We start from the raw sequence: 23,128 nt of genomic DNA on the forward strand, positions 1-23,128 counted from the left end.
GACCTGGGCCGGGGCCTGGGCCGGGGCCTGGGCCTGGGCCTGGGCCTGGCCGTATCTTGCGCACCATGGGCACGCGCGCCGGTGTCGCCGGTCGGCGCCCGTCGGAAGACTGGACGTGTTCTCGCTTCCCGGCCCGAGCCGGGAGCCCACCACGTTCCCCTGCCACGGAGGCCCCTGCATGCCTTCCCCGTCCGCAACTCCCCGGCGCCCGCGCCCCCTGCGCGTCCACACCGTGCTCTACGACGGCGTGGAGGAACAGGACTTCGCCGGTCACATCGAGGTGTTCGGCATCGTCGGCGAGGAACGCCTCGCACAGTCGTTCGTCACCGCGGACGGAACCCGCCGGGTGACGACGTCTTCCGGGATGGAGATCGTCTGCCGGGCCGCCTGGTCGCCGCGATCCGCCGACGTGATCATCGTGCCCGGCGGAGGGTACGGCGAGGGCTCCGGCATCCAGCGAGAGATCCGCCGCGGCACCCTGCCCCGGGCACTCGCGGCCGCCCGGCGGGACGGCCTCGTCCTGGGCGCGGTGTGCACCGGCACCCTGCTGCTGTCCGCCGCGGGCCTGACGGCCGGGCGCCGCTGCACGACGCACCACACAGCCCTGGACGATCTGCGGGCGCAGGGCGGCCGTGTGGTCGGCGGCCGGGTCGTCGACGACGGTGACCTCGTCACCTGCGGAGGCGTCACCTCGGGCATCGACCTGGGCATCTGGCTGATCGAGCGGTTCTTCGGAGCCGACACGGCCCTGTTCGCCGAGGAAGTCCTCGAGTACCAGCGCCGGGGCATCGTGAACACCGCCTGACCGGTGCCGCGTCCGGTCACGCCCTCGCCCCCTCCCCCGCTTGCCTCCACCGGTACGCACCGCACCCGACACGAACGGCTTCTCCATGGCCACCTACGGCATCCTTCTCTTCGACACCGCCGAGGAACTCGACTTCGCCGGCCCCTGGGAGGTCCTCACCACCTCCGCCCTCCTCCGGGAAGGGGCGGACCGCGCCCTGCTCCTCGCCGAACGCCCCGATCCCGTCCACTGCGCCAAGGGGATGCGCGTCCTGCCGGACCACACGCTGGACGACCACCCCCCGCTCGACGTGCTGCTGGTCCCCGGCGGATCCGGCGCCCGCGAGACCGAACCGCACAATGCGCGCGTCACCACATGGATCGGCGCCCAGGCCGCGCGGGCCGAATGGGTCGTCGGCGTCTGCACCGGCGCCTTCCTCCTGCATGCGGCAGGCCCGGCGCGCGGCCGCCGGGTCGCCACCCACCGGCAGTACGAGGAGGCGCTGAGGGCCCGCGGCGACGTCACCGTCGTCTCCGACGCCCGGTACGTCGTGGACGACCGGTTGCTGACCAGCCAGGGAGTGTCCGCCGGCATCGACAGCACGCTGTGGCTCGCGGGGCGCCTGCACGGCCGCGAGCACGCCCGGGCGGTGCGCCGGGAGATCCAGTACGACCCCGCCCCGCCCTATCTCGCCGACGAACCGCTCGCCGGCTGACCCCTTCGATCGACCGCAGACCACCTGCCCAGGAGCTTCACGTGAACCGACGCACCCTGCTGCGCACCGCGACCGCCCTCTCCGCCGCGGGCCTCGCGACCGGCGTCCCCACCGCCACGACCACGGCCGCGACCACCGCGACCGGAACCGCCGCGTCGTCCGGATCCGGCCACCGCGCCCCCTTGCGCGCCCAGGTCGTCCTGTTCGAAGGCGTCGAGGAACTCGACCTCGCCGCACCCTACGAGGTGCTCTCGGCCTCCGACCACTTCACCGAACGCGACGTCCAGGTGCGTTATGTCGCCCTCGACGGCCCCAGGACCGTCACCGCCGCTTTCGGCACCAGGCTCCGCGCCGACCACCGCTGGGCCCCTGAGGAGGCAGACTTCCTGGTCGTGCCCGGCGGCGGCTACGCCCGCCGCGAGGACCCGGGCGTCTGGGCCGAGATCCGCCGGGGCGCCCTGCCCCGGGCCCTGGCCGCCGCCCGCCGACCGGGACTGACCATCGCCGGCCTGTGCACCGGCGTGATGCTCCTCTCCGCCGCCGGTCTCACCCGCGGCCGCCCCTCCACCACCCACCACAGGGCGCAGCCCGACCTCGCCGAGCAGGGCGGCGTGCTGAAGAAGGCCCGGGTCGTCGACGACGGCGACCTGGTCACCGCCGGCGGCGTCACCTCCGGCCTGGACCTCGCCCTGTGGCTGGTCCGCCGCGAACTGGGCGTCGACGCCGCGCTCGGCCTGGAAGCCATGCTGGAGTACGAGGCCCGCGGCACCGTCTGGACCTCCCAGGGCCTGTACTGAGTTGCCCCGACGGCGTCGCGACGCCCGGCACGCACCCTCGGCGGACGATCCGCCAGGCGGGAGGCGTCGTAAGAGGGAACCCGGCGGGAATCCGGGACTGCCCCGCGGCCACCCGGCATCGCCGCGCAATTTTCTAGGTCGCACGACCTATAATGACGGACATGATCACTGAATCGATGGACGAAGTACGCCTGGACCCCTCAGGCCCCGTACTGATCACCGGCGGGTACGGCACCGTGGGGGCCGAGATCGCCCGGATGGCCGCCGTGGACACTCCGGTCCTGCTCACGGGGCGTTCCCCCGACAAGGGCCGGTCCCTGGCGGCTGCCCTCGGGGGCGAGGCGCGCGCCTGGGACCTGGCGGACCCGGCCCCCTTCCGGGCGGCCGTACGGGCCGTCATCAGCTCGGTCAACGACCCTGACGACCGAGTGCTGCGCGCGGCGGTGGCGGGGGGCGTCCCCTACGTCGACATCACGCGCTGGACGAGCCGGCTGCAGCGGGCCGCCGCCCTCACCGCGCTGCTCCGCCCGGAGTCGCCCGTCCTGTTCTCCTCCGCATGGATGGGCGGGGTGAGCAGTCTGGTGGCGGCGGCGCTCGCGGCGGACCTGGGCGGCGCCGAACGGATCGAGATCGCGGTGCGCTGGGACACGGCCGACCGGGCAGGTGCGGATTCCGTCGAGTTCATGGACCGGCTGGGCGTGGACTTCGAGGTGGTCGAGGGGGGTGTACGCCGGCCGGCAACGCCGCTCACGGACACACGGACCGTGGGCATCGGCGGTGCGCCGGTACGCGTCGCGCGCATCGACACCCCGGAACAGTTCACCCTCCCCATGACCCTCGGGGCCACCACGGCTGCCACCCGCATCGGCTTCAGCTCCCCGGCCACGACCCGCGCACTCCTCGCACTGCGCAGGACGGGGTTCTTCCGCTGGGCATCCGGTGACCGATGGACTCCGGTGCGCCGGGCTGTCCTCCACGCGCCCGGCGAGGGCGGCACGGCCCAGGTGCGCGTCGACGTCTCCCACCGGGGGCGCACCCGCACCACGACCGTCACCGACCCCCTCGGACAGCACCACCTGACCGCGGTCGGTGCCGTGCTGGGCCTGCGCCGCGTCCTCGGCACCGACGGCTTCCCCGCCCCCCGAGGACCGGTCTTCCCCGAACAACACCCCTCCCCCGCGCAGGCGATCGGTTCTCTCACGGCCCTCGGCGTCGAGCTCGCCTGCGGCGAGGGAGCCGGCCGGGCTCACGGCGAGGTCGCCGCGTGACCTCCCGGCCGACACCCAAGGGCAGGCAGCGACGCACGGCCCTGCTGGACGCGGCCGAGCGCATCCTCGCCTCGTCCGGAGGCTCCGAACTCACACTGCGGGCGGTCGCGGACGAGGCCGGCGTACGACTCGGGCACCTCCAGTACTACTTCGCGTCGCGCTCCGCCCTCCTGTCCGCTCTCCTCGACCGCGTCCTCACCTCCTCACTGGAACGGGTCGCACTCCTCACCGGCCGCCCGGACGGCAACAGCGTCGACGCGCTCCTCGACGGCGTCCTCTCCGACCACGACGACCCGGCTCTCGTAAGGCTGTTCACCGAGGTCTGGGCCATGGCCGCACACGACCCGGAGGCCGCCGCGGCCGTCCGGGCCTTCTACGATCAGTACGCCACCCATGTGGCCGGCTTCCTCCGCGACCACGCCCCCATGCTGTCCGCGGACGCCGCCCGCCGGCGGGCCGAGGTCTTCGTGATGCTCATGGAAGGAGCCTCCTTGTTCCGCTCCGGCGTCGCCGGGCGGCGCAGCGCAGGGACGGACGCCCATCTGCGTCACGTCCTGCTCGCCTTCCTCACAGACGGAGACCGGGACTGAGGCCATGCCGAGCCCGCGGACTCTGCACCCTCCGCGGCCCCGCTCCGCCCGCAACCACCCGTGCCGACTCCGTCCGGACGGCGGTGACCACCGGGCTCGGAGCCGGGACCGCGTTCTCGCCACAGCCATCACCCATAGCGAAGGGCATCATGACGCACCACGACCGAACCCCGACGGCGGTACTCCTGCACGGCTGGCCGGTGACGACCGGTCACTGGCGACACCTGGTGCCGGCCCTCGAGGCAGCCGGTGTCACCACGATCCCCGTCACGCTTCCCGGACTCGGCGCCGCCCCCGCCCCCGACGTGAACGACTACCGCAAGGCGGCACTTGCGGAACGGGTCAGGACGCGGCTGGCGCGGGAGGGCGTCACCCGCTACGCAGTCGTCGGTCACGACTGGGGTGCGACGGTCGGATACCTCATGGCCGCCGCAGCTCCCGAGTCGGTCAGTGCGCTCGTCGTCGAGGAGGAGATCCTTCCCGGGGTCGACGTCGAGATCCCCCCGGCCGGCCGAAGCCACTATCCGGCGTGGCACGGCCCCTTCAACCGGGCACCCGGCCTCGCCGAGCAGCTCGTACCCGGGCGGGAAGGGGCGTACTACGGAGCCTTCCTGCAACAGAGCGCCGGACCGGCCGGCCTCGCCCCGGACGTCCTGCACGCCTACGTCGAGGCGTACAGCGCTCCGGGCGTCCTGGACGCCGGGCTCGCCTACTACCGCACCCGGGCGGAAGACGTCGACGACATCGGGGCACTCGCCCGGCGGCCGGTCTCCACACCCGTCCTGGCGATCGGAGGCCGCCACGCGATGGGGACGGCTGTCGCAGCAGGGCTGGCCGGCCTCGCGGCCGACGTCACCCCGCTCGTCTGCGAACAGTCCGGTCACTACCCGGCAGAGCAGGAACCAGAGCGCGTGAACGAGGCCGTCGCGCAGTTCCTCCACCAGCACCCCTGAGCCCCGGCGCCGCGTACTGCCGGCCCGCCCGGTCGCCGACGCGGCGGGTCCGGGCGGGGACGGCGTCACGGCGTGGCCGAGGCCAGGGCTGCGCGGTGGCCGGCGGGTGCCGCGAGGTCGTGGAGCTGCCATTCCGCGAGGCGCGGCGGGGGGCCGGCGCCCACGTAGTCCAGGTCCAGCGGGCGGGCCAGCCCGATCCCCAGGCCCTTGGAGTGCGCCTCCTTGCGTACCCAGATCCGGGCCACGGCGCCGGGGCGGGAGCCGGCCGGAAGGGCGGCCAGCTCGTGCCGCTCCCGGGGGTGCAGCTCGGAGGCGAGGCGCTCGGCGGTGTCGGGGTCGGGGACCCGCTCGATGTCGACGCCGACCGGGCGGGCGGCGAGGGCGATCAGCGCCAGGCCGCCGGTACGGGCCAGGGAGAAGTGCAGCGCGCTGCCGCCGACGGCGGGGCGGCCGTGCGGGCCCCCGCAGTCCGGGCAGGGCCGGCGCACCAGCCTGATCGCCTCGGGCGCCCGGCCCAGCGCGGCACCGAGCAGGGTGCGCAGCGCGACGTGTGCGGTCATGTAGCCCAGCCCCTCCTGTTCGCTGTGGAAGGCGGCGGCCGTCCGCTGTTCGGCCGCGTCCAGGGTGCGCGGCGCGAGGAGTTCGCCGATCGACTGGGCATCGGGTGTCACCAGCCAGCACGAGGGCAGCGGTGGCGTCCGGGGCGGGTGGCGGAGGTCGAGCACGCGGGGTTCGTCCATGGGACAGAGAATGCCGCCGCGCCGGGACGGCCAGGGCGGTCCCGGTCGGCCTCAGCATTCCGGAATAAATCCACCGTCGGCTTTCACCCTATGCTCACGAAAGCCGAAGGGAGGGCGCGTGGGACTGACGACGCTGGCAGATCTGGCCACGCCCATGGCCGTGCGGGTGGCGGCCACGCTCGGAGTGGCGGACCACCTCGTGGCCGGGCGGCGCACCGCTGCGGAGCTGGCGGCGGCCGCCGGGGCCCACCCGGACGCCCTGGACCGCCTGTTGCGGCACCTGGTGGGCGTCGGGCTGTTCACCCGGGACACCGGCTCCGGCCGGTACGGCCTGACCGCGCTCGGGGAGCAGCTGCGCGACGACCATCCGGCCGGGAAGCGGCGGTGGCTCGACCTGACCGGCGCGGTCGGCCGGGGGGACCTGAGCTTCGTGGAGCTGCTGCACTCGGTGCGCACGGGCGAGCCGGCCTATCCGGTGCGGCACGGCGCCGCATTGTGGGAAGACCTGGCCTCCGACCCGGAACGGTCCGCTTCCTTCGATGCCCTGATGAGCCATCACGTCGCCGTGGAGCACGCGCGGCTCCCGCAGGCGTACGACTGGGCCGCGCTGGGGCACGTGGTGGACGTCGGGGGCGGCAGCGGCGGCCTGCTCGCGCACCTGCTGGCCGCGCATCCGGAACTGCGGGGCACGGTCGTCGACCTGCCCGGGCCCGCGGCTGCCGCGCGGCGGCTGTTCGCGGACCGCGGCCTGTCCGGCCGGGCAGACGTGGCACCGGGCAGCTTCTTCGAGCGGCTGCCCGCCGGAGCGGGCGGGTACGTCCTGTCCGCGGTCCTCCACGACTGGAGCGACGACCCGGCCACGGCCCTGCTGTGCCGGTGCGCCGAGGCTGCCGGCGCCAAGGGCGCCGTACTTGTCATCGAGGCGATCGGCCGGGACGGCGAGTCGCCGAACACCGCAATGGATCTGCGCATGCTCGCCTACAACGGCGGCAAGGAGCGCGGCCTGGCCGAGATCCGCGTACTGGGCGAGCGGGCCGGCCTCGCGGTACGCGGCGTACACCCGGCCGGACACCTCTCGATCATCGAACTGGCAGCGTCTGACTGAGTGGAGGACAGCATGACGGACATGAACAGGGACAAGGACCGGGCGGCCATCGCGGAGGTCCCCGAGCGCATGATGGCGGCCTGGGCCGCGCAGGACGCGGCGGCCGTCGCCGCCCTGTTCACCGAGGACGCCACGATGATCCTCCCCGGGGACGTCTACAAGAAGGGCCGCGCCGAGGTCAAGGGGTTCATGGACTTCGGGTACGCGGGGCCGTTCAAGGGCACCAGGGTGGTGGGGGCGCCGAAGGACCTCCGCTTCATGGGTGCCGACACGGCGGTGCTGATCACTCAGGGCGGGGTGCTCGCGCCCGGCGAGACGACCGTCGCCCCCGAACGCGAGATCCGGGCGACCTGGGTACTGGCCAGGCAGGACGGCCAGTGGTTCATCGCGGCCTACCAGAACAGCCCGGTCAACCTGCCGTCCTGACCGGGCCCACGACCGGCAGGGGCGCCCACTCGATCCCCCGCGGGGGCGCCCCTGTCCGCGGAACGTCGAGGGCCGAGCCCGTTGGGCTCGGCCCTCGACGCTGTCCGGCAGCTCAGGCGGGGAGGTCGGCGAACTGGCCGGGCTTCCTGCCCTCGCCCGCCGGGCCGCGGTACGCCTGGGCGATGTCCAGCCAGTGCTCGGCGGCCGGGCCGGCGGCGGTCACCGCCAGGTCGGCGCGGTGCCGGCGGCGGGTGACCAGCAGGCAGAAGTCGTGGGCCGGACCGGAGACCCGCTCGGCGGCGTCGGCCGGACCGTGCTCCCACAGCTCACCCGACGGCCCGGTGATCTCGAACCGGAACGGCTCGGCGGGCGGCGTCAGGCCGCGCGCCTGGTAGCCGAAGTCCCGGGTGAGCACGGCGAATCCGACGAGGTGGCGCAGCCACTCGGCGGGCTCCCGGCGGATGCGGAGGGCGTCGGCGATGTCCTGTCCGTGCGCGAAGGTCTCCATGATCCCGGCGCAGGCGAGCACGACCGGCGGCAGCGGGTTGACCAGCCAGGGCACGACCTGGCCGGGCGGGACGACAGCGAGCGCGTCGATGCAGGCGGTGCGCTCCGCCCGCCAGCGTGCCAGCAGCGCGGCGGGGTCGTGGCGCGGGTAGGCGTGCAGGGCGGCGTTCACGGCGCCGTCGAAGTCGCCCTTGGCCTGCTCGGTCATGGCGGCGAAGGCAGCCGGGTCCGAGGCCGCCGTGCCGGCGAGGCGGAAGATGAAGGACATGTGGGCGACCTGGTCGGCGACCGTCCAGCCGCTCGCCGGGGTCGGCAGCGCCCACTGCTCCTCAGTGAGGTCGGCCACCATCCGCTCGGTGTCGTCGGCCGCGGTGGTCAGGTCCTTGAGCACGTTCTGCAGATCGGACATGCGTCTCTCGCTCTCTGCTGTGGGTGGGGGCGGCCCGCTCGGCCTGGTCCAGCCTGGGTCACGGGGAGCGCGGTGTCTTCTCGCCTGTTGCGGAGCGGGTCAGGCGCCGGCCGGCGAGGCGGGCCGCGGTGAGGGCGGCCCAGGCGGTGAGTTCGATCAGCGCCCGGTCGTCGGCCGGGTCCGCCGCCGCCCGGAACTCGGTGATGTCGTCCGGTACGACCTGGTAGGCGGCCAGCCCCGTGAGCAGGGCCAGCCGGGCGGCCGGGCGGTCCGCCGCGGGCAGGTCGCGTACCGCGGCCAGGGCCCAGGCCCGGCTCGGGCCCGGGGCCGTGCCGTCCGCCGCGGCCAGCCGGGCGCGCACCAGCTCTCGGGCGTCCGGCGACAGCGCCCGGGCGCCGCCGGCCTCGACGGCCGCCGCCGCGCGGGCGAACGCACCGGCGACGGACGGGCTTCCTGCCGCCCAGGCCAGATCGGCGGGCAGCGGCGCCGCCGGCAGCAGCTCCAGGGCGGCGCCGGGCAGCGGGCCGGCCGGGTCGCGGGGCCGCATCGCCTCGGTGACCATGCGCATGACGGTGCCGCGGGCGGCCGCCGGGGTCGCCGCAGGCAGGGGCGAGTCGTCGAGGAAGACGCTCACCATCCGGTTGAGGTAGTGGAAGGCGACCGCGACCCCGGCGTACTCCGGGAGTTCCTCCGGGGTTCCGGGCGGGCCGGCCGGGGGGCCGCCGCCGCTCCCCCGCACCCAGCGCCCGATCCGTCCGTCCTGGCCTGCGGCGCCTGGGCCCCCGGGCGGCCCCTGACGGCCCGCCATGGTGCGCACCATCGCCCCGTGCACCTCCACGCAGTACGGGCAGGCGTTGGCCTCGGACACGGCGGCGGCCACCGCCTCCCTGGCCGCCCGGTCCACCCGGCCGGGCACGAGCAGCGTCTCGCGCAGCAGCGCCCAGGCCGCGGCCAGGATGTCGGGGGCCGCCGCGTGCAGGGCGATGGGCGGGGCGAGCACGCCGAAGTCGCGTTCCGCCTGCGTGTAGACGGCGGCCACGGTGCCTTCGGCGTGCTCCGGCCGGACCACGGCGACGTACCGGGTCCGGGCCAGGGCCCCGCGCAGCGCGGTGCGGACGAGCCGTCGTACGGGGAGCAGGTCGAGCCCGGTGCGGTGGTTCACGTCCGGATCAGGGGCAGCACGCCCCGTCGTCCGCTGGTGGAGCCGTCCGGGGCCGGTGCCCCGTAGCGGACGGCCACGCCGCGCTCCCGGGCGGCCCGGACGATGCCGGGGACGGCGCGCTCGGCGACCGCAGCGATGGTCATGGCGGGGTTGACGGTGAGGGCGCCGGGGACGGCGGAGCCGTCGGTGACGAAGATGCCCGGGTGGCCGCGGAGTTCGTTGCGGTCGTCGAGGGCGGACGTCGCGGGGTCGTCGCCCATCCGGCAGGAGGCGAGGGGGTGCACCGTGTAGGCGCCGACGACGTCGTTGGTCCAGGGCCGGACCCGGGCGATGCCGTCGCGTTCGAGGATGTCCTTGACCTCGGCGTCCGAGGCGGCCCAGCCGTGCCGGGTGTTGGCGGTGGGCTCGTATCTCAGGTTGCCGCGGCCCAGCATCTGCTGGGAGATGCGCATGGCGTTTCCGGTGGCGGGCGGCGGGCCGAACACGCCCTCGTTGTCGTCCTCGCTCATGGTGAAGATGGTCAGCCAGGAGTTCCAGCGGGAGAGCATCCGCTTCTTGTCCCGGCCGAACCAGGTGGGTCCGTCGCCGGCGTCCGGGGCCTGGGCGAGGATGGTGCCGAGGCCGGGCGGGAAGTAGAGCTGTTCCAGGGAGTAGCGGGAGTACTCGGGCAGCGAGCCGTCGAGGCGGTCCCAGCTGGCAACGGTGGGGCCGCGGCCGATCGGGTTGGCGCCGTAGGCGGGTGCGCCCTCGCCGCGGGACAGGCCGAGGACTTCGGCGACCCGGTCCTCGTTCACGACCGCGGTGTTGAGCCGTTCGCCGTTGCCGGAGAAGTACCGGCCGACGGCGTGCGGCATGGGGCCGAGGCCGGCCTCGCTGCGCTGGAGGATGACGGGGGTGGCGCCGGCCCCGGCGGCGAGTACGACGATCTTGGCGTCGATCGCACCGGATCCGGTGGTGATCCGGTAGTCCTCGTCGTCGATGACGTGGTAGCGGATGCGGTAACCGCCGCCGTCCGTACGGGAGATGGCCTGCACCTCGTGCAGCGGGCGGATCACGGCGCCGTGGGCGACGGCGGCGGGCAGGTAGTTCAGGAGCAGGGACCGCTTGGCGTCGAAGCGGCAGCCGGCCATCATCCAGTTGCAGTTGACGCAGGCGGCGGTGTCGATGGCGACGGGCAGCGGGTTGGCGGTCCGGCCCGCGTGGTCGCAGGCTGCGGCCCACAGACCGCCCGCGTAGGTGACGTCGTGCCAGTCCTGCGGAGTGACGGGCAGGGCCTCGGCGACCCGGTCGTACCAGGGCTCCAGGGTGTCACGGCTGACTGCGGCCGGCCACATCCGGCGGCCGATGCTGCCGCGGCGTTCGAAGACGAACCGGGGGGCTCGGGGCATGGAGGCGAAGTAGACGACGCTGCCGCCGCCCACGCAGTTGCCGCCGAGGATGCTCATGCCGTCCCCGACGGTGAAGTCGAAGCCGCGCGTGTAGGAGGAGCCGAGCTTGTAGTCGTGCTCGGCGTCCTCGGCGGTGAGCCAGGGGCCGCGTTCGAGCACGGTCACCGAGGCCCCTCCGGCGGCAAGGTGGTAGGCGGCGATCGCGCCGCCGAAGCCGCTGCCGACCACGAGGACGTCGGTCTGCTCCGCACTGTTCATGCCGGGCTCCCTGAGGGGGTGGTGTCGGGGTGGACGCGGGCCAGCCGACGGCCGTAGGAGTGCTGGTCAAAGCGCCAGAGGCGGTCCGGGCCGGGCGGTACGACCCCCATCGCGGCCAGGCCGGGGTGGCCCTGGGCGATGGCGTCTGCGGTGTGCATATGCGCAGCGGAGTCGTAAGCCATGTTGCTGAAGAGGGCCAGAAGCACCCAGAATTCCTTCTCGGGGTGGCCCGGCGCTGTCAGCTCCGCCACCAAGGCTGTCCTGTGCCCGAAGTCCAGGGCCACGAACGGCGGGAGTGCCGTGTCCAGAGCGAGTCCGCGTCCGTCCGCGTACGTGCGCGCGTGCCGGTTGAGCAGATCGGCGAGGTCGTCCAGGCCCTCGGTCAGACCGGTGGCGTCCCACTCCAGCAGTTGGATCGCACCGGCCGCGACGGCTCCGCCGCCGTCGGCCGCGCCGGCGATCGCCGCATCGCCGGGCCAGCGCTTTTCACCGGGAACAATCGTGTCTGCATAAGCCTCCAATGTCGGCGTCCGGGGTGACCTGAGAGCGCTTTCCGGCTCCACGGCAGCTCCTCCCGCCAGCTCATTCTGTTTTAGGCTTCAGCAATTTATGAGCAGTTAGTCCTTTCAAGCAACTCACAGGTTGCGAACCCCCCGTCAGAAAATCCCCGCCAAGTCTTGGCCAAAGACCGTCGGACGATTACGCTCCTGGCAACGTCACAGAACAACCACGAACACGGCACAACTGCTTGCGTTTCGGTCCTGCCATACCGACGTTCCATCGCACATGCCATCGGGGGTTCCCACGTGACAACCGCTGATCCGCCGCGTGCTGCGCACCTTCTCCACGCCGTCCCGCTGCCGCAGGTACACCGGGTCTCCGTGACACGGCTGCGGCCCGCCGACTCCCCGCGGCTGGCCGGAATCGACGCCGAACACGTCCGCCGGCTGACGGAGACGTCCGACGCCCTCCCGCCGATCCTGGTGCACCGCGCCACCATGCGCGTCATCGACGGCATGCACCGCCTGCACGCGGCCGTCCTGCGCGGCCGTCACGACATCGAGGCCCTGTACTTCGACGGCAGCCCGGACGAGGCCTTCCGGCGGGCCGTGCAGGAGAACGTCGCGCACGGCCTGCCCCTGTCCCTCTCCGACCGCAAGGCGGCGGCCCGGCGCATCCTGGCCGCCGACCCGCAGATCTCCGACCGGGCGGTGGCGGCGTGCGTCGGGCTGTCCGGCAAGACCGTGGCCGCCCTGCGCAGGCTTTCAGGCGCGGAATCCGCGCACCTGAACACCCGGATCGGCGCCGACGGCCGCAGCTACCCGCTGGACGGCACCCGGGGCCGGCTGCTCGCCGTGCAGCTCATCGCCGAGCGGCCGGACGCGCCACTGCGGGAGATCGCCCGGGACGCGGGCGTCTCGGTGGGGACCGCGCACACCATCCGCGGCCGGATCCGGCGCGGCGAGACACCCGTACCGGCCGGCTCGCCCGCGGCGCAGGAGTTACGCGCGTCACTCACGCCGTCCGCACCCGAATCCGCGCCGGCGCTGTCCTGCCGGGCCTTCCCGGAGGTGCTGCGCAGCCTGAGCCGGGACCCGTCGCTGCGCAGCACGGAGGCCGGCCGGCAGCTGCTGCGATGGCTGCACACCCAGCCTGTCCTGACCGACGACTGGCACCACCGGCTCGACGCACTTCCCGCGCACTGCACGGACAGCGTCGCCGCGCTCGCCAGGAAATGCGCGGAGGTCTGGCAGCAGATCGCCAGGGAGGTCGAGCGACCGAAGGGGCGTTGACACACAGGGGGCCGTGTACCACCACAGGACCGAACACGGAGGGGATATGGAAACCACCATCGAACGCGCCGTCACCCGGGTCATCAGCAGCATGCAGGATAACCTCGGGCAGGAACTCACCATCGACGAGATGGCCAAGACCGCGCTCTTCAGCAAGTTCCACTTCACCCGGATATTCAAGAACGCCACCGGGATCACTCCCGGGCGCTTCCTTTCGGCACTGCGGCTGGAGCGGGCGAAGCACCTGCTGGTGACCACCGAACTCAACATCGCCGACATCAGCAATCTGGTCGGCTACCAGAGTGTCGGCACCTTCAGTTCACGGTTCAAGAATTCCGTGGGAATGGCTCCGTCCGCATATCGCCGGCTGGGCGGCTTCACCGACGAGATCCAGCCCGCCGGGCCTCCCCCCGGCGACCGGACCCGCCCGGTGTCGCTGCGCGGCACCGTGCTGCCCCCGGAGGACGGCCAGGCGGGCCACGTCTTCATCGGCCTGTTCCCCGAGTGCATCCCGCAGGGGCAGCCGGTGCGCTGCGCGGTCCTCGACCGGCCGGGGCCCTACGTCCTGGAGGACGTCCCCGAGGGCACCTGGTACGTCCTCATGCAGTCGGTCCCGTACGGGATGGAGGAGCTGGACGGCATCCGCTCGGACGGCGCTCCCTCCATCGGCACGTACGGGCCGGTGACGGTGGGCTCGAACACGCTGCTCAAGCCGGCGGATGTGCGGCTGCGCGCGATGCGCGCGCTCGATCCGCCCGTACTGCTGGCGCTGCTGGACATGAGAATGCACGCGCTGACGCGAGTGGCCGGCTGACGCCGGGAACTACCCGAGGGGCGCGGACCGGCGGTCCGCGCCCCTCGGGCGTTGTGCTCACCTCGGCAGCCGCGTTCCCGGCCGCGTCCGCGCTCCCGCCCGCGCGATCACCCTGCGGCGGCCCGCACCCGGACCGGCAGCCCGCCTTTGACCCGCAGCGAAAGCATCGCCTCGGGAACCACCCGGTGCCCCGGCGGTGTGCTGAGCGTCAGCTCACGGGTGACCATGGCGGTCACGAACACGGCTTCCATCAGCCCGAGGTTGTTGCCGATGCAGAACCGCGGCCCGGCACCGAACGGGATGTAGGCGTACCGGGGCCGGTCCGCCGGGCGTCCGGGGTCGAAGCGCTCCGGGTCGAAGCGCTCCGGGTCGTCCCAGAACCGGGGGTGGCGGTGCAGCGTGTAGGGGCAGACGAGGACGTCGGCGCCGGCCGGCACGTGGTATCCGCCGACCTCGTCGGCGTTCACCGCCCGGCGGGTGAGGATCCACACCGGCGGGTAGAGCCGCATGGCCTCGTGGACCACCATCGCGGTGTACCGCAGCCGGGTGAGGTCCTCGTACACCGGGTCGCGGTCGCCCAGCACCCGCTCCGCCTCGGCGCGTACCAGCGCGGCGGCCTCCGGGTTCCGGTCCAGCAGGTGGAAGGTCCAGCTCAGTGAGCTGGCGGTGGTCTCGTGTCCGGTGAGCAGGAGGGTCACCAGGTCGTCGCGCAGCCGCTGCCGGGCGAGGCCGGGGTCGGGTTGCCGCCCGGCGGATTCGATCAGCCGGGCCAGCAGGCCCTCGGCGGCGGCGCCGCGGTCGCGGACGAGCCGCTCCACGGCGTCCTGGAGTTCCGTACGGGCCCGCCGGAACCTCCGCTGCTTGGGCAGCGGCGCCCACAGCGGCACCATGCCCTGGGTGACCATCTCGAACATGGCCTGGTCCTGCACCGCCTCGAAGGCGTGGCCGACCGATCCGTACGCGGACAGGTCCGCGTCCAGCAGCGTGCGGCCCAGCACGCCGAGGGTGAGGGTGGTGAACTCCTCGGTGAGGTCGACCACGCCTTCGCCCTGCCGGGCTCGCAGCCGGGCGGTCAGCTTGGCCGCCTCCTCCGCGATCACCCCCGCCTGCGCGGCGAGGTGCTTGACCTGGAAGGACGGCTGGGCGGTGCGGCGCTGCTCGCGCCACAGCGCGCCCTCGCTGGTGAGCAGGCCGTCGCCGAGGGCACGTTTGGCCTCGGTGAGACCGATGCCCTTGTGGTAGTTGGCGCTGTTGTCGGCCAGCACGTGTTTGGCGTGGTCGGGGTGGTTGAAGATGTAGAGCGTCCGCGGCCCCATGGCGACGCGGACGGCGTCTCCGAGGCCGGCGGCCTGGCTCAGCAGCTCCAGCCGGTCGGTGACCAGCTTGCGGAAGAGGGAGGGGAGTTCGGTGCGCCGGGGGCCGGGCGGGGTGCGCCCGGCCCGGCTCCGGGATGCCGGGTTCACGCGACGGCCTCCCTCCGGTGCGGCGCCAGGCGGGCGTAGCGCCCGCCGGCGAACAGCAGGGCGTCCTGGTCCGGGCGGCGTCTCATCCGTACCACCTCGCCGAGGAAGATCGTGTGGTCTCCGCCGTCGTAGCGGCGCCACATGGCGCACTCCAGGTGGGCCAGGGCGTCGTCGATGAGCGGCGCGCCGGTGGCCGGACCGGGCCGCCAGCGCACCGCGTCGAACTGCCGCAGCCCCTGCGGACGGGAGCCGTCCGAGAAGTGCCGGGCCACCTGGTCCTGGCCGGCCGCGAGGATGGAGATGCCGAAGTGGTCCGCGGCTTCCAGGACCTTGTGCATGAGGGCGTCGTCGGCGACGCACACCAGCACCAGGGGCGGGTCCAGCGAGACGGAGGCGAAGGAGTTCGCGGTCATGCCGTGCGGGGCGTCCCCGCCGACCGTGACCACGGTGATGCCGGTGGCGAAGCTGCCGAAGATCTGGCGCAGTTGGCCGGGGTCGGTCACGTCGGTCGGTCCGGCCCCGGACCCGGAGCCGGGCCTCATGCGGTCTGCTCCAGCCGGGGCGCTGCGGCGTGCGCGTACGGTTCAAGGGCCGTGAGCAGCGCCTCGGGAACGAGGGACGGCACCGTCGCGGTGTTCGGCCCGCGCATGCAGGCGACGCGCTGCCGGCCGCGGGCGACGAGGGTCTCGGTGCCGTCCGCCTCCAGTTTGACGTAGTCGAAGGTGAACTCCAGCTGGGTCTGGGCGAGATCGGCCAGCCGCATGCGGATGGACAGTTCGTCGAACGCGGTGATCTCGGCGAAGAACTCGCAGTCGACCTTCAGGGTGAACAGCTTGAGGTCGTCCTGGATCTCGGCGAGCACCGCGGGGGCCCGCAGCTTGAGGAACATCTCCCGGCAGCGGCCCTGCCAGCTGAGGTAGTTGACGTAGTAGACGTTGCCGACGAGGTTGGTCTCCTCGAAACCCACCGTGTGCCGGTATTCGAAGTAGTCCGCCATGGGTTCAGCACCCTTCTGTCAGGAGTGCGAGGACGACCGGCCGGTCCACCCCGCGCACAGTGGTGAGGAGCGTGGCGACCAGCAGGCCCCCGGAGGCGAGGACGGCCCAGCCGTCGCTGCCGCGGGCGGTCAGGGTGAGCGGCGCGGTCGCGGTCAGGCCGGCCTTCTGCAGGCATTCCAGGGCCGTCCAGACGCGGGTCGCCGCCGCGTCCGGACCCTCGTCGGGCCGTTCCCGGACGAGCAGCTCCGCGATCGGCGCGTGGGTGCCGAGCAGCGCCCGCCACTCCGCTTCGGTGCGCGGCGCGACGGCTTCGCAGTCGCAGCCGACCGGCCCGCCCTCGGCGGACACCGCGCACAGCGTCAGGCCGGGGCCGTGCGCCGCGGACAGGCTGCCGCCGTCGGCGAGCTCGGGTCGGCCGTCGGGCCGGTAGCGGATCACGGCCGGGCGGCCGAGGGCGCGAGCCGCCGCGGTGGCCGTCCGGGCCCGTCGGTCATCCGCCGCGGGTGTCCCGGGCCCGGCTTCGGGCGCCGGTTCCGCGCCGATCGACAGCCGGGCCCCGGTCAGGTCCTCCAGCGAGCGTTCCATGTAGGGCCCGAGCAGCGGCACCGGCCACGGCCCGCGCCCGTCGCTCTTGCGGACCGCCCGCAGCCGCAGGCCCTCCCACCGCTCGACCGTGTCGCCCTGGGCGTCGCGGACGGCGATGTCGTAGACGTAGGTGTCGCCGTCCCGGCTGCGCTCGGTGGCGACGTACCGCAGCTCGCCGGTGTCCACCGGCTTGCCGCCGATCGGCTGGATCCGGTCGACCGCCTGTGGCAGCAGGGTCGCGTGCGGCACGCACACCTGGGTGCCGTGCATCAGCGCGTCCCGTGCACCGGGGTCGCCCAGCAGCAGGTCGCCGGGGAGGAACCCGGCGAACCACTGGTCCGTCGCCGAGGTCGCCACGTCCGCGTCGACGTACCGGGCCGCAGCCCGGTGGTAGCGGCGCAGCCGGGTGAAGCGCCCGCTCTGGAACAGCACGCTTCCGTACAGGTCCCCGTGCGGGTCCAGCGGTACGGCCGGCAGGTCGTCCGGGGTCTGGTCGGGCGGCCCCTGGTCCACCGCGGCCTCGCGGAACACGAGCCGGGCCCGGAAGTGCTCGGCCGCGAAGCCGGTCTCCTCGCTGCGGATCACCGCCTCGACGGTGTCGTCGTCCGTGGCGGTGACGGCGATCCGGATGGCGGTGGCGCCGGCCGGCGGGACGACGATGGGGCGCAGGAACTCGGCCGCCTCGATCACCGGCACGGTGGTGCGCCCGGTGCAGGCGGCGGCAGCCTGGGCCATCGCCTCCATGCCGATGACGGCGGGGAAGAGCAGGTTGCCGTCGAGGTCGTGGTCGGCGAGGTAGGGGTCGGTGCCGGCGCTGAGCCGGGCCTCGGCGACCAGTTCCACTCCGTGGTAGTGCACCAGAGGCTTCTCGACGAAGCGCAGCAGCGGCAGCGGCGGGAGGTCGCGGCGGACGGTGCCGATGCCCTCGGTCCGGCCGCTGACCACGACGGTCGTCGGCGCGTCCGGGTCGGCCAGCACCCGGCGCAGCAGGGCCACGCCCTGGTCGGGGGTCAGGGCGGTGACGCCGCTCCGGGTGAGGGTTTCCACGACGGACAGCCGCTCGCCCATGCCGACGCCCGACCAGACCGACCACTCCAGGCAGAGGGTCCGGCAGGCGGGGTGGCTGCGTGCGAACTCCTCGGTGAGATCGGCCAGCCATTCGTTGGCGACGGCGTAGTGGGCCTCGCCCGGCAGTCCGGACCGGCCGATGATGCTGCCGAAGGTGACGAGCAGGCGAAGCCGGTCCTGGTCGACAGCGCCCAGCACGGCCTGCAGTCCGTCGACCTTGGGGGCGAAGGTGCGCCGGACCAAGGCGGTGTCGACGGCCGGGAGGCCGGTCGGCTCGTTGCGTCCGGCGCCGTGCAGCAGGGCGGTGACGGGCCCGAGGGCGGCAGTGAGGGTGTCGACCGCGGCCCGCACCCGGCCGGGGTCGGCGACGTCGGCGCGGGCGTAGTGCACCCGGGTGCCGCTGTCGGCCATCCGGCGCAGGTTCGCCGCGAGTTCGGGGTCGGTGGCCGGGTCGGACCGGCCGAGCAGGGCCAGGGCGGCTCCGCTGTCCCGGGCGAGGGCGAGGGCGCACTCGGCGGTGATGCCCTTGCCGCCGCCGGTCACCAGCAGCACGTCGGCGGGGCCGAGCGGCTGGTCGGTGCGGGCGGGGCGGACGGGCAGGGCGCGCAGTGTCGGGACCCGGCGGGTGCCGGCCGCGTCGTAGACGACCTCCGCGAAGTGGGCGGTGGCGGCGACCTCGGCCGTGACCAGGGCGACCGGGTCGGGGATGTCCGGGGAGGGGTCCGGCGGCAGCCGGACGATCGTGGTGCGCAGGCCCGGGGCCTCCAGGCGCAGTGTCTTGGCCAGGCCGGCCGCGCCGCGGCCGTGCTGGACCAGGACGAACCGGCCGGCGGGCGGGCCCTCCAGCGCCGTGTGCGCGCCGTTCAGGGCCCTTTCCACGTCGGCTTCGCCGGCGTCCGGCGGCAGGCAGACCAGGACCCCGCTGCCTCCCGTGGCCCGCAGGGCGGCGCACAGGTCCGCGGCGAAGGGATGGCCGTCCGGCGCGAACAGCGTCCACGGGCCGGGCTCGGTGGTGCCCGCGGCGGGTGCGGCGGCCGGCCGCGGCACCTCGTCCAGGTCGACGGCGAAGGCGCGGGCCCAGGCGGCGGCACCGGCGGCTGCGGCGACGGGTGCGCTCGCGCCTTCCCGGCCGGTCCGGGCCAGCACGGAGAGGGAGTCTGCCAGTTCTCCCAGGGTGGCGGTGGCGAAGTTCAGCGGGGCGGCGGCGGGGGGCAGGCCGAGCTGCCGGGACCCCTCGTTGACGATCTGGCCGACGGTGATGGAGCTCAGGTGCAGGTCGTCGAGCAGGCGGGTGCCGGCGTGCACCATGTCCAGGGGCAGTTCGGCGCGTTCGGCGACGAGCCGGCGCAGCAGGTCGAGGCCGCTCTCGCCGGTCCCGGCTGCGGCTTCGGCACCGGCGTCGGCTTCGGCTTCGGGCGTCGCGGCGGGCGTCGCGGCGGCCCTGGACCGGGGCACGACCACGTCCGGGACCTGTTCGGCGGGGCTGGCGAAGAACCGGAACTCGGCGCCGATCTCCAGCGGGCGCACCAGCCGGTCCTGGAACAGCCGGGTGAGGTGCAGCGGCCCGCCGACGACATAGGCTGCCGCGGCCACCCGCAGCAGCGAGTGCAGGGACTCGTCGTCGGTGTCGAGGGACACCGCCGGTACGTCGCTCAGGTCGGCGGCGAGCCCGCTGAGCACCCGGCCCGGTCCGACCTCGATGAACAGGTCGAGCCGCTCGGCGGCGCGTCCGACGGCCTGCGCGAAGCGCACCGGTTCGGTGATCTGGCGGCGCAGCAGGGCGGCGATGTCGGTGTCCGTGGCGAGCGTGTCCCCGGTGACGGTGGAGACGACCCGCCGCCCGACGGGCGCGAAGCCGAGTTCGGCCATGCAGTCGCCGACTGTCTGGGCCGCGGAGGCCACCAGCGGGGAGTGGAAGGCGTGCGAGACGGCGAGCCGGGTGGCCGGCACGCCCGCAGCCTCCGCCCGGTCGAGCAGCGCGGCGACGGCGTCGACCGGGCCGGCCAGCACGGTCTGCCGGGGGCTGTTGTAGCCGGCGATGACCACGGGCAGGCCGGTGGCCAGTCGTTCGGCGGTGGCGGCGGGTGCCGCGAGGGAGCCCATTCCGCCCGATTCGCCGTGTTCGGCCATGGCCAGCCCGCGCAGCCGGGCGACGGTCAGCACCAGCTCCTGGTCCAGCGCGCCCGCCCAGGCCAGGGCCGATATCTCGCCGAGGCTGTGGCCGACGGCGACGGTCGCCTCCAGGCCGATGGCGGCGAGCGCGCGCAGGCCCGCCATGGATCCGGCGACGATACGGGGCTGTGCGACCTCGGTGGCCACCGTGTCCAGGCCGGCCGGGCCGGGCAGGGCTGCGGCTTCGTAGACGGCTTCCGCCTCGGCCAGTCGGCGTCGCAGCGCCCCGCCGGTGGTGCCGCGGCCCGAGCCCTGGCCGGGGAAGAGGTAGCCGATCCGGGCCGGGCCGCGCGCCTCGCCGAGGAAGCCCCTGCCGTCCTGGGCGATGTGCCGGGTGGTGCCCGCCTCCAGGGTGTCGGCGAGCTGCCGCAGCTGCCGCGCGGCGTCCTCCGGTGAGGTGACGACGGCAGCCGCCCGGTACGGCGCGGCCTGCAGCCCGTCGTGCAGGGTGGAGGCCAGGTCGGAGAGCTGCGCGTAGGACAGCCCGGCCGCGAAGTCGGCCAGCTCGGTCAGCCTGCGGCGCAGCTCCTGCGGCGACTCGGCGTCGGCCAGCAGCAGTTCGGCGTCCTGGACGGAGCGGGCGAGCTCCGCCTCGCGCCCGCCGGCGGACGCGGCGGCGGCCCGGCGCCGGGGGCCGGCTGCGGCCGCCCGGTCGAGGACGACATGGGTGTTGATGCCGCCGAAGCCCATGGCGGTGATGCCGGCCCGGACCGGGAGGTCCTCGGGCCAGGGCTCGGCGCGGCGCAGTGCGCGCAGCACGTCCGGGTTCTCCAGCAGCAGCGGGTGCGGGTCGACCAGACCGAGGGCGGGCGGCAGGGTCTCGGCATCCACGGCCATGGCGGCCTTGATCAGTCCGGCGATGCCCGCGGCGGCCTTGGTGTGCCCGATCATGGCCTTCACGGAGCTGATCGCGGCGGGCGGGACGGCGGCGCCGCCGCGTCCTGCCGCGGCGCGCGCGGCCTCGTCGCGGGCCTGGATGAGCGCGCCGAGTTCGGTGGCGTCGCCGACCCGGGTACCCGTCCCGTGGCCTTCGAACAGGCCGACGGATTCGATGCCGAATCCGGCGCGGCCGTAGGCTCGGCGCAGCGCCAGCCGGTAGCCGTGGATCTCGGGCCGGGTGATCCCGCCGTGGCCGTCGGAGGAGATGCCCCAGCCGGCGATGCTCGCGTAGACCCGGTGCCCGGCCGCGAGCGCGTCCGCCTCGCGCATCAGCACGATCATGCCGCAGCCCTCGCCGGGCCAGAATCCGTTGGCGCCCCGGTCGTAGACCCGCATCTCGTGCCGGGCGAGGGCGCCGGTCTTGGCGAAGCCGACCATCTCGAACGGGTCGATGGACAGGTCGACGCCGCCGGTGACGGCGACGTCGATGTCGCCGTCGAGGAGCGCGCGGGCGGCCTGGGTGACGGAGAGCAGGGAGGAGGAGCAGGCGCCGTCGACGGTGTATCCGCCGCCGCCGAGGTCGAAGTGGTTGCAGATCCGGCCCGCGATGGTGTTCGAGAGGCCGCCGGCCAGGGTGTCCTCGTCGACAGGCGGGAAGGGGCTCTTGTAGGTGGCCTCGACCTCGTCGAGGAAGCCGGCCAGCCGGTCGTCGTCCCAGCCCTGGGGGTCCCGGGTCTTGAGGGCGGCGGTGAGCACGCGGCGTACGTACGGCCAGCGCAGCCGCATGGTGTTGGCACGGGTGAACTCGCCGGTCAGGGTGTTGCCGACGACGACGCCGGTACGCTCCCGGGGCAGGCCCTCGCCCTGCGGGAAGCCGGCGTCGGCGAGCGCCCGGCCGGCGACGTCCAGGGCGAGCCAGTGGCTGAGGTCGGTCGAGCGGTAGGTGCTGCCGGCGATCTTGTGCCCGAGCCGGTCGAACTCGTAGCCCTCGATCACGGCGGCGGAGCGGGCGTAGAACCGGTCCGGGGCCGCGGGGTCGGCGTCCCAGTAGTCCTCCAGGCGCATCCGGACGTCCGGGAGGCGGCGGAAGGCACGCCGGCCTGCCACGGCGTTCTCCCACAGGTCGCGGGGGGTTTCCGCGTCGGGGTAGCGGCAGGCCATGCCGACGATGGCGAGTCTGGTCATCGGACTGCCACCGCCGGCTGGGTGTCGGCGGCGTCCGCGCCCGCCGCGGCGGGCTCCCCGGCCTCGTCGCCCGCCGCGGCTGCGGCAGGCGCGGCGGACCCGGCGGACCCGGCGGACCCGGCGGGCGGGGCCGCTGTCTCGGCCGCGCGGGCGGCGGCGGCCTGCCTCCCGGCCAGGTGGACTGCCCAGTGGTAGAGGCCGCGGACCAGGCAGACGAGCGCGGTGGCGAAGAAGATGCCGTACGCGATGTGCAGCGCGGTCAGGATGCCGTACACGGCGGCCACACCGCCGCCGAAGGCGACCTGTGCCCACGGCTTCGAGGGAGTGGTGCCCGGGTCGGTGATCATGTAGTTGGTGAAGAGCACGAACGCCACGCCGGTCATCATGGCGAGGCCGCCGGGGATGGACGTGCCGAGGACGAGTCCGCGGATGACCGCCTGCAGGGCGAAGCCGATGACCCAGGCGGCGATCAGCCACATCCGGCCGGTGAGCTTGGAGTTCAGCAGTGTGCCGGCGGTGATGATGATGGCCGGGATGAGCCAGTCGATGGGCGTCTCGACGTACTCGGTGAAGTGGTACGGGGGCGCGATGCTGGCCCAGGGGAAGAGCAGCAGGATGACGGCGATGCCGAAGTTCGACGGGTTCATGTAGTGCCGGAGCCGGCCCCGGACGGGCGCGCGCAGCACCCACTTGGTGCCGACGGCCACGACGACGCCGAAGACCATCACCCAGACGCGGTCGTTGACGTAGGTGAGCATGTTGAGCGCGAGGCCGGTGATGTGCGCCGGGTAGAGGAACTCCAGCAGGCCCCGGAAGCCGCCGCCCAGGAAGCGGGGGCTGCGGCGCTCGGCCTTGGCCGCGATGACCTCCAGCACGATCTCGGTCGTGTAGGCGGTGGCGAGCGCGATCAGCGGCCAGGTCCACGGCTGTTCGAAGCCGAGCACGGTGTAGCCGAGGAGGTTGAAGACACTGATGGAGATGGCGAAGCGGCGCAGGGCGGTGACGACCTTGGGGTCGTGGCGTGGTGCTGCTGTGGCGGGCAACTGCCCTGACTTCTCGGACATGTGCG

At 74.1% G+C, this 23,128-nt stretch carries 20 protein-coding genes; 10 read left to right on the forward strand and 10 right to left on the reverse strand.

Translation table 11 applies throughout. The features are described from left to right. Positions 1 to 178: 178 nt before the first annotated feature. The 6 genes from MUK52_RS03365 (at position 179) to MUK52_RS03390 (ending at position 5,107) form a co-directional block, all read left to right on the forward strand. Positions 179 to 805, forward strand: coding sequence for a DJ-1/PfpI family protein (locus MUK52_RS03365; RefSeq protein ID WP_284574538.1), 627 nt, complete (start codon positions 179 to 181; stop codon positions 803 to 805). An 85-nt stretch (positions 806 to 890) separates the two neighbouring features. Further along, complete coding sequence (locus MUK52_RS03370) at positions 891 to 1,499, forward strand: DJ-1/PfpI family protein (RefSeq protein WP_284581640.1); 609 nt, start codon at positions 891 to 893, stop codon at positions 1,497 to 1,499. A gap of 41 nt (positions 1,500 to 1,540) precedes the next feature. After that, positions 1,541 to 2,296 (forward strand): DJ-1/PfpI family protein, encoded by a 756-nt coding sequence (locus tag MUK52_RS03375; RefSeq protein ID WP_114055285.1) that lies wholly within the window; start codon positions 1,541 to 1,543, stop codon positions 2,294 to 2,296. Between the two features lie 176 nt (positions 2,297 to 2,472). Further along, positions 2,473 to 3,564 carry a saccharopine dehydrogenase family protein gene (locus MUK52_RS03380; protein WP_114055284.1) on the forward strand — a complete coding sequence of 364 codons (1,092 nt, stop codon included), beginning with the start codon at positions 2,473 to 2,475 and terminating at the stop codon, positions 3,562 to 3,564. After that, positions 3,561 to 4,154, forward strand: coding sequence for a TetR/AcrR family transcriptional regulator (locus tag MUK52_RS03385; protein ID WP_284574541.1), 594 nt, complete (start codon positions 3,561 to 3,563; stop codon positions 4,152 to 4,154). Before MUK52_RS03380 ends, MUK52_RS03385 begins: the two co-directional genes overlap by 4 nt. Before the next feature lie 149 nt (positions 4,155 to 4,303). Further along, on the forward strand, positions 4,304 to 5,107 hold the full coding sequence (locus tag MUK52_RS03390) for an alpha/beta fold hydrolase (protein WP_284574543.1): 804 nt from the start codon (positions 4,304 to 4,306) through the stop codon (positions 5,105 to 5,107). A 65-nt stretch (positions 5,108 to 5,172) separates the two neighbouring features. On the opposite strand, the gene MUK52_RS03395 is transcribed toward MUK52_RS03390, so the two are convergent. After that, a complete protein-coding gene (locus MUK52_RS03395; protein ID WP_114055281.1) occupies positions 5,173 to 5,847 on the reverse strand; it encodes a 4'-phosphopantetheinyl transferase family protein in 675 nt (224 codons plus the stop codon). 118 nt (positions 5,848 to 5,965) lie between these two features. Here MUK52_RS03395 and MUK52_RS03400 point away from each other — a divergent pair, with 118 nt between their 5' ends. Next, positions 5,966 to 6,952, forward strand: a complete 987-nt coding sequence (locus tag MUK52_RS03400; protein WP_342777103.1) for a methyltransferase — start codon at positions 5,966 to 5,968, stop codon at positions 6,950 to 6,952. Positions 6,953 to 6,964: 12 nt separating this feature from the next. Then, positions 6,965 to 7,378, forward strand: coding sequence for an SgcJ/EcaC family oxidoreductase (locus MUK52_RS03405; protein ID WP_114055279.1), 414 nt, complete (start codon positions 6,965 to 6,967; stop codon positions 7,376 to 7,378). Between the two features lie 112 nt (positions 7,379 to 7,490). Here MUK52_RS03405 and MUK52_RS03410 read toward each other — a convergent pair whose 3' ends face one another. Genes MUK52_RS03410 through MUK52_RS03425 form a run of 4 tightly spaced genes read right to left on the reverse strand, consistent with a single transcriptional unit; the run spans position 7,491 to position 11,623 of the window. Beyond that, positions 7,491 to 8,294 (reverse strand): TIGR03084 family metal-binding protein, encoded by an 804-nt coding sequence (locus MUK52_RS03410; RefSeq protein ID WP_114055278.1) that lies wholly within the window; start codon positions 8,292 to 8,294, stop codon positions 7,491 to 7,493. Between the two features lie 58 nt (positions 8,295 to 8,352). After that, positions 8,353 to 9,456, reverse strand: coding sequence for a carboxymuconolactone decarboxylase family protein (locus tag MUK52_RS03415; protein WP_284574547.1), 1,104 nt, complete (start codon positions 9,454 to 9,456; stop codon positions 8,353 to 8,355). Further along, positions 9,453 to 11,102: an FAD-dependent oxidoreductase gene (locus MUK52_RS03420; RefSeq protein WP_114055277.1), complete on the reverse strand. Its 1,650-nt coding sequence runs from the start codon at positions 11,100 to 11,102 to the stop codon at positions 9,453 to 9,455. Before MUK52_RS03420 ends, MUK52_RS03415 begins: the two co-directional genes overlap by 4 nt. Next, the gene (locus tag MUK52_RS03425) at positions 11,099 to 11,623 is read right to left on the reverse strand and encodes a DUF5987 family protein (protein WP_246042504.1); all 525 of its coding nucleotides are present in this window, start codon (positions 11,621 to 11,623) and stop codon (positions 11,099 to 11,101) included. The genes MUK52_RS03420 and MUK52_RS03425 overlap by 4 nt, the downstream gene beginning before the upstream one ends. 360 nt (positions 11,624 to 11,983) lie before the next feature. Here MUK52_RS03425 and MUK52_RS03430 point away from each other — a divergent pair, with 360 nt between their 5' ends. Together MUK52_RS03430 and MUK52_RS03435 are read left to right on the forward strand one after the other, a co-directional pair. Further along, on the forward strand, positions 11,984 to 12,895 hold the full coding sequence (locus tag MUK52_RS03430; protein ID WP_284574551.1) for a ParB/RepB/Spo0J family partition protein: 912 nt from the start codon (positions 11,984 to 11,986) through the stop codon (positions 12,893 to 12,895). Positions 12,896 to 12,941: 46 nt separating this feature from the next. Beyond that, positions 12,942 to 13,709, forward strand: coding sequence for an AraC family transcriptional regulator (locus tag MUK52_RS03435; RefSeq protein ID WP_114055275.1), 768 nt, complete (start codon positions 12,942 to 12,944; stop codon positions 13,707 to 13,709). A 107-nt stretch (positions 13,710 to 13,816) separates the two neighbouring features. On the opposite strand, the gene MUK52_RS03440 is transcribed toward MUK52_RS03435, so the two are convergent. Genes MUK52_RS03440 through MUK52_RS03460 form a run of 5 tightly spaced genes read right to left on the reverse strand, consistent with a single transcriptional unit; the run spans position 13,817 to position 23,123 of the window. Beyond that, positions 13,817 to 15,172, reverse strand: a complete 1,356-nt coding sequence (locus MUK52_RS03440; RefSeq protein WP_114055274.1) for a cytochrome P450 — start codon at positions 15,170 to 15,172, stop codon at positions 13,817 to 13,819. Then, positions 15,169 to 15,714 carry a flavin reductase family protein gene (locus MUK52_RS03445; protein ID WP_114055273.1) on the reverse strand — a complete coding sequence of 182 codons (546 nt, stop codon included), beginning with the start codon at positions 15,712 to 15,714 and terminating at the stop codon, positions 15,169 to 15,171. The genes MUK52_RS03440 and MUK52_RS03445 overlap by 4 nt, the downstream gene beginning before the upstream one ends. After that, a complete protein-coding gene (locus MUK52_RS03450) occupies positions 15,711 to 16,169 on the reverse strand; it encodes an acyl-CoA thioesterase (RefSeq protein WP_114055272.1) in 459 nt (152 codons plus the stop codon). The genes MUK52_RS03445 and MUK52_RS03450 overlap by 4 nt, the downstream gene beginning before the upstream one ends. A 4-nt stretch (positions 16,170 to 16,173) precedes the next feature. Further along, positions 16,174 to 22,059 (reverse strand): type I polyketide synthase, encoded by a 5,886-nt coding sequence (locus MUK52_RS03455; RefSeq protein WP_284574558.1) that lies wholly within the window; start codon positions 22,057 to 22,059, stop codon positions 16,174 to 16,176. Next, positions 22,056 to 23,123 carry an enediyne biosynthesis protein gene (locus MUK52_RS03460; protein ID WP_114055270.1) on the reverse strand — a complete coding sequence of 356 codons (1,068 nt, stop codon included), beginning with the start codon at positions 23,121 to 23,123 and terminating at the stop codon, positions 22,056 to 22,058. The genes MUK52_RS03455 and MUK52_RS03460 overlap by 4 nt, the downstream gene beginning before the upstream one ends. Between the last annotated feature and the right edge of the window lie 5 nt (positions 23,124 to 23,128).

Source organism: Streptomyces sp. 2P-4, from assembly GCF_030167965.1.
Classification (GTDB): Bacteria; Actinomycetota; Actinomycetes; order Streptomycetales; family Streptomycetaceae; genus Streptomyces; species Streptomyces globosus_A.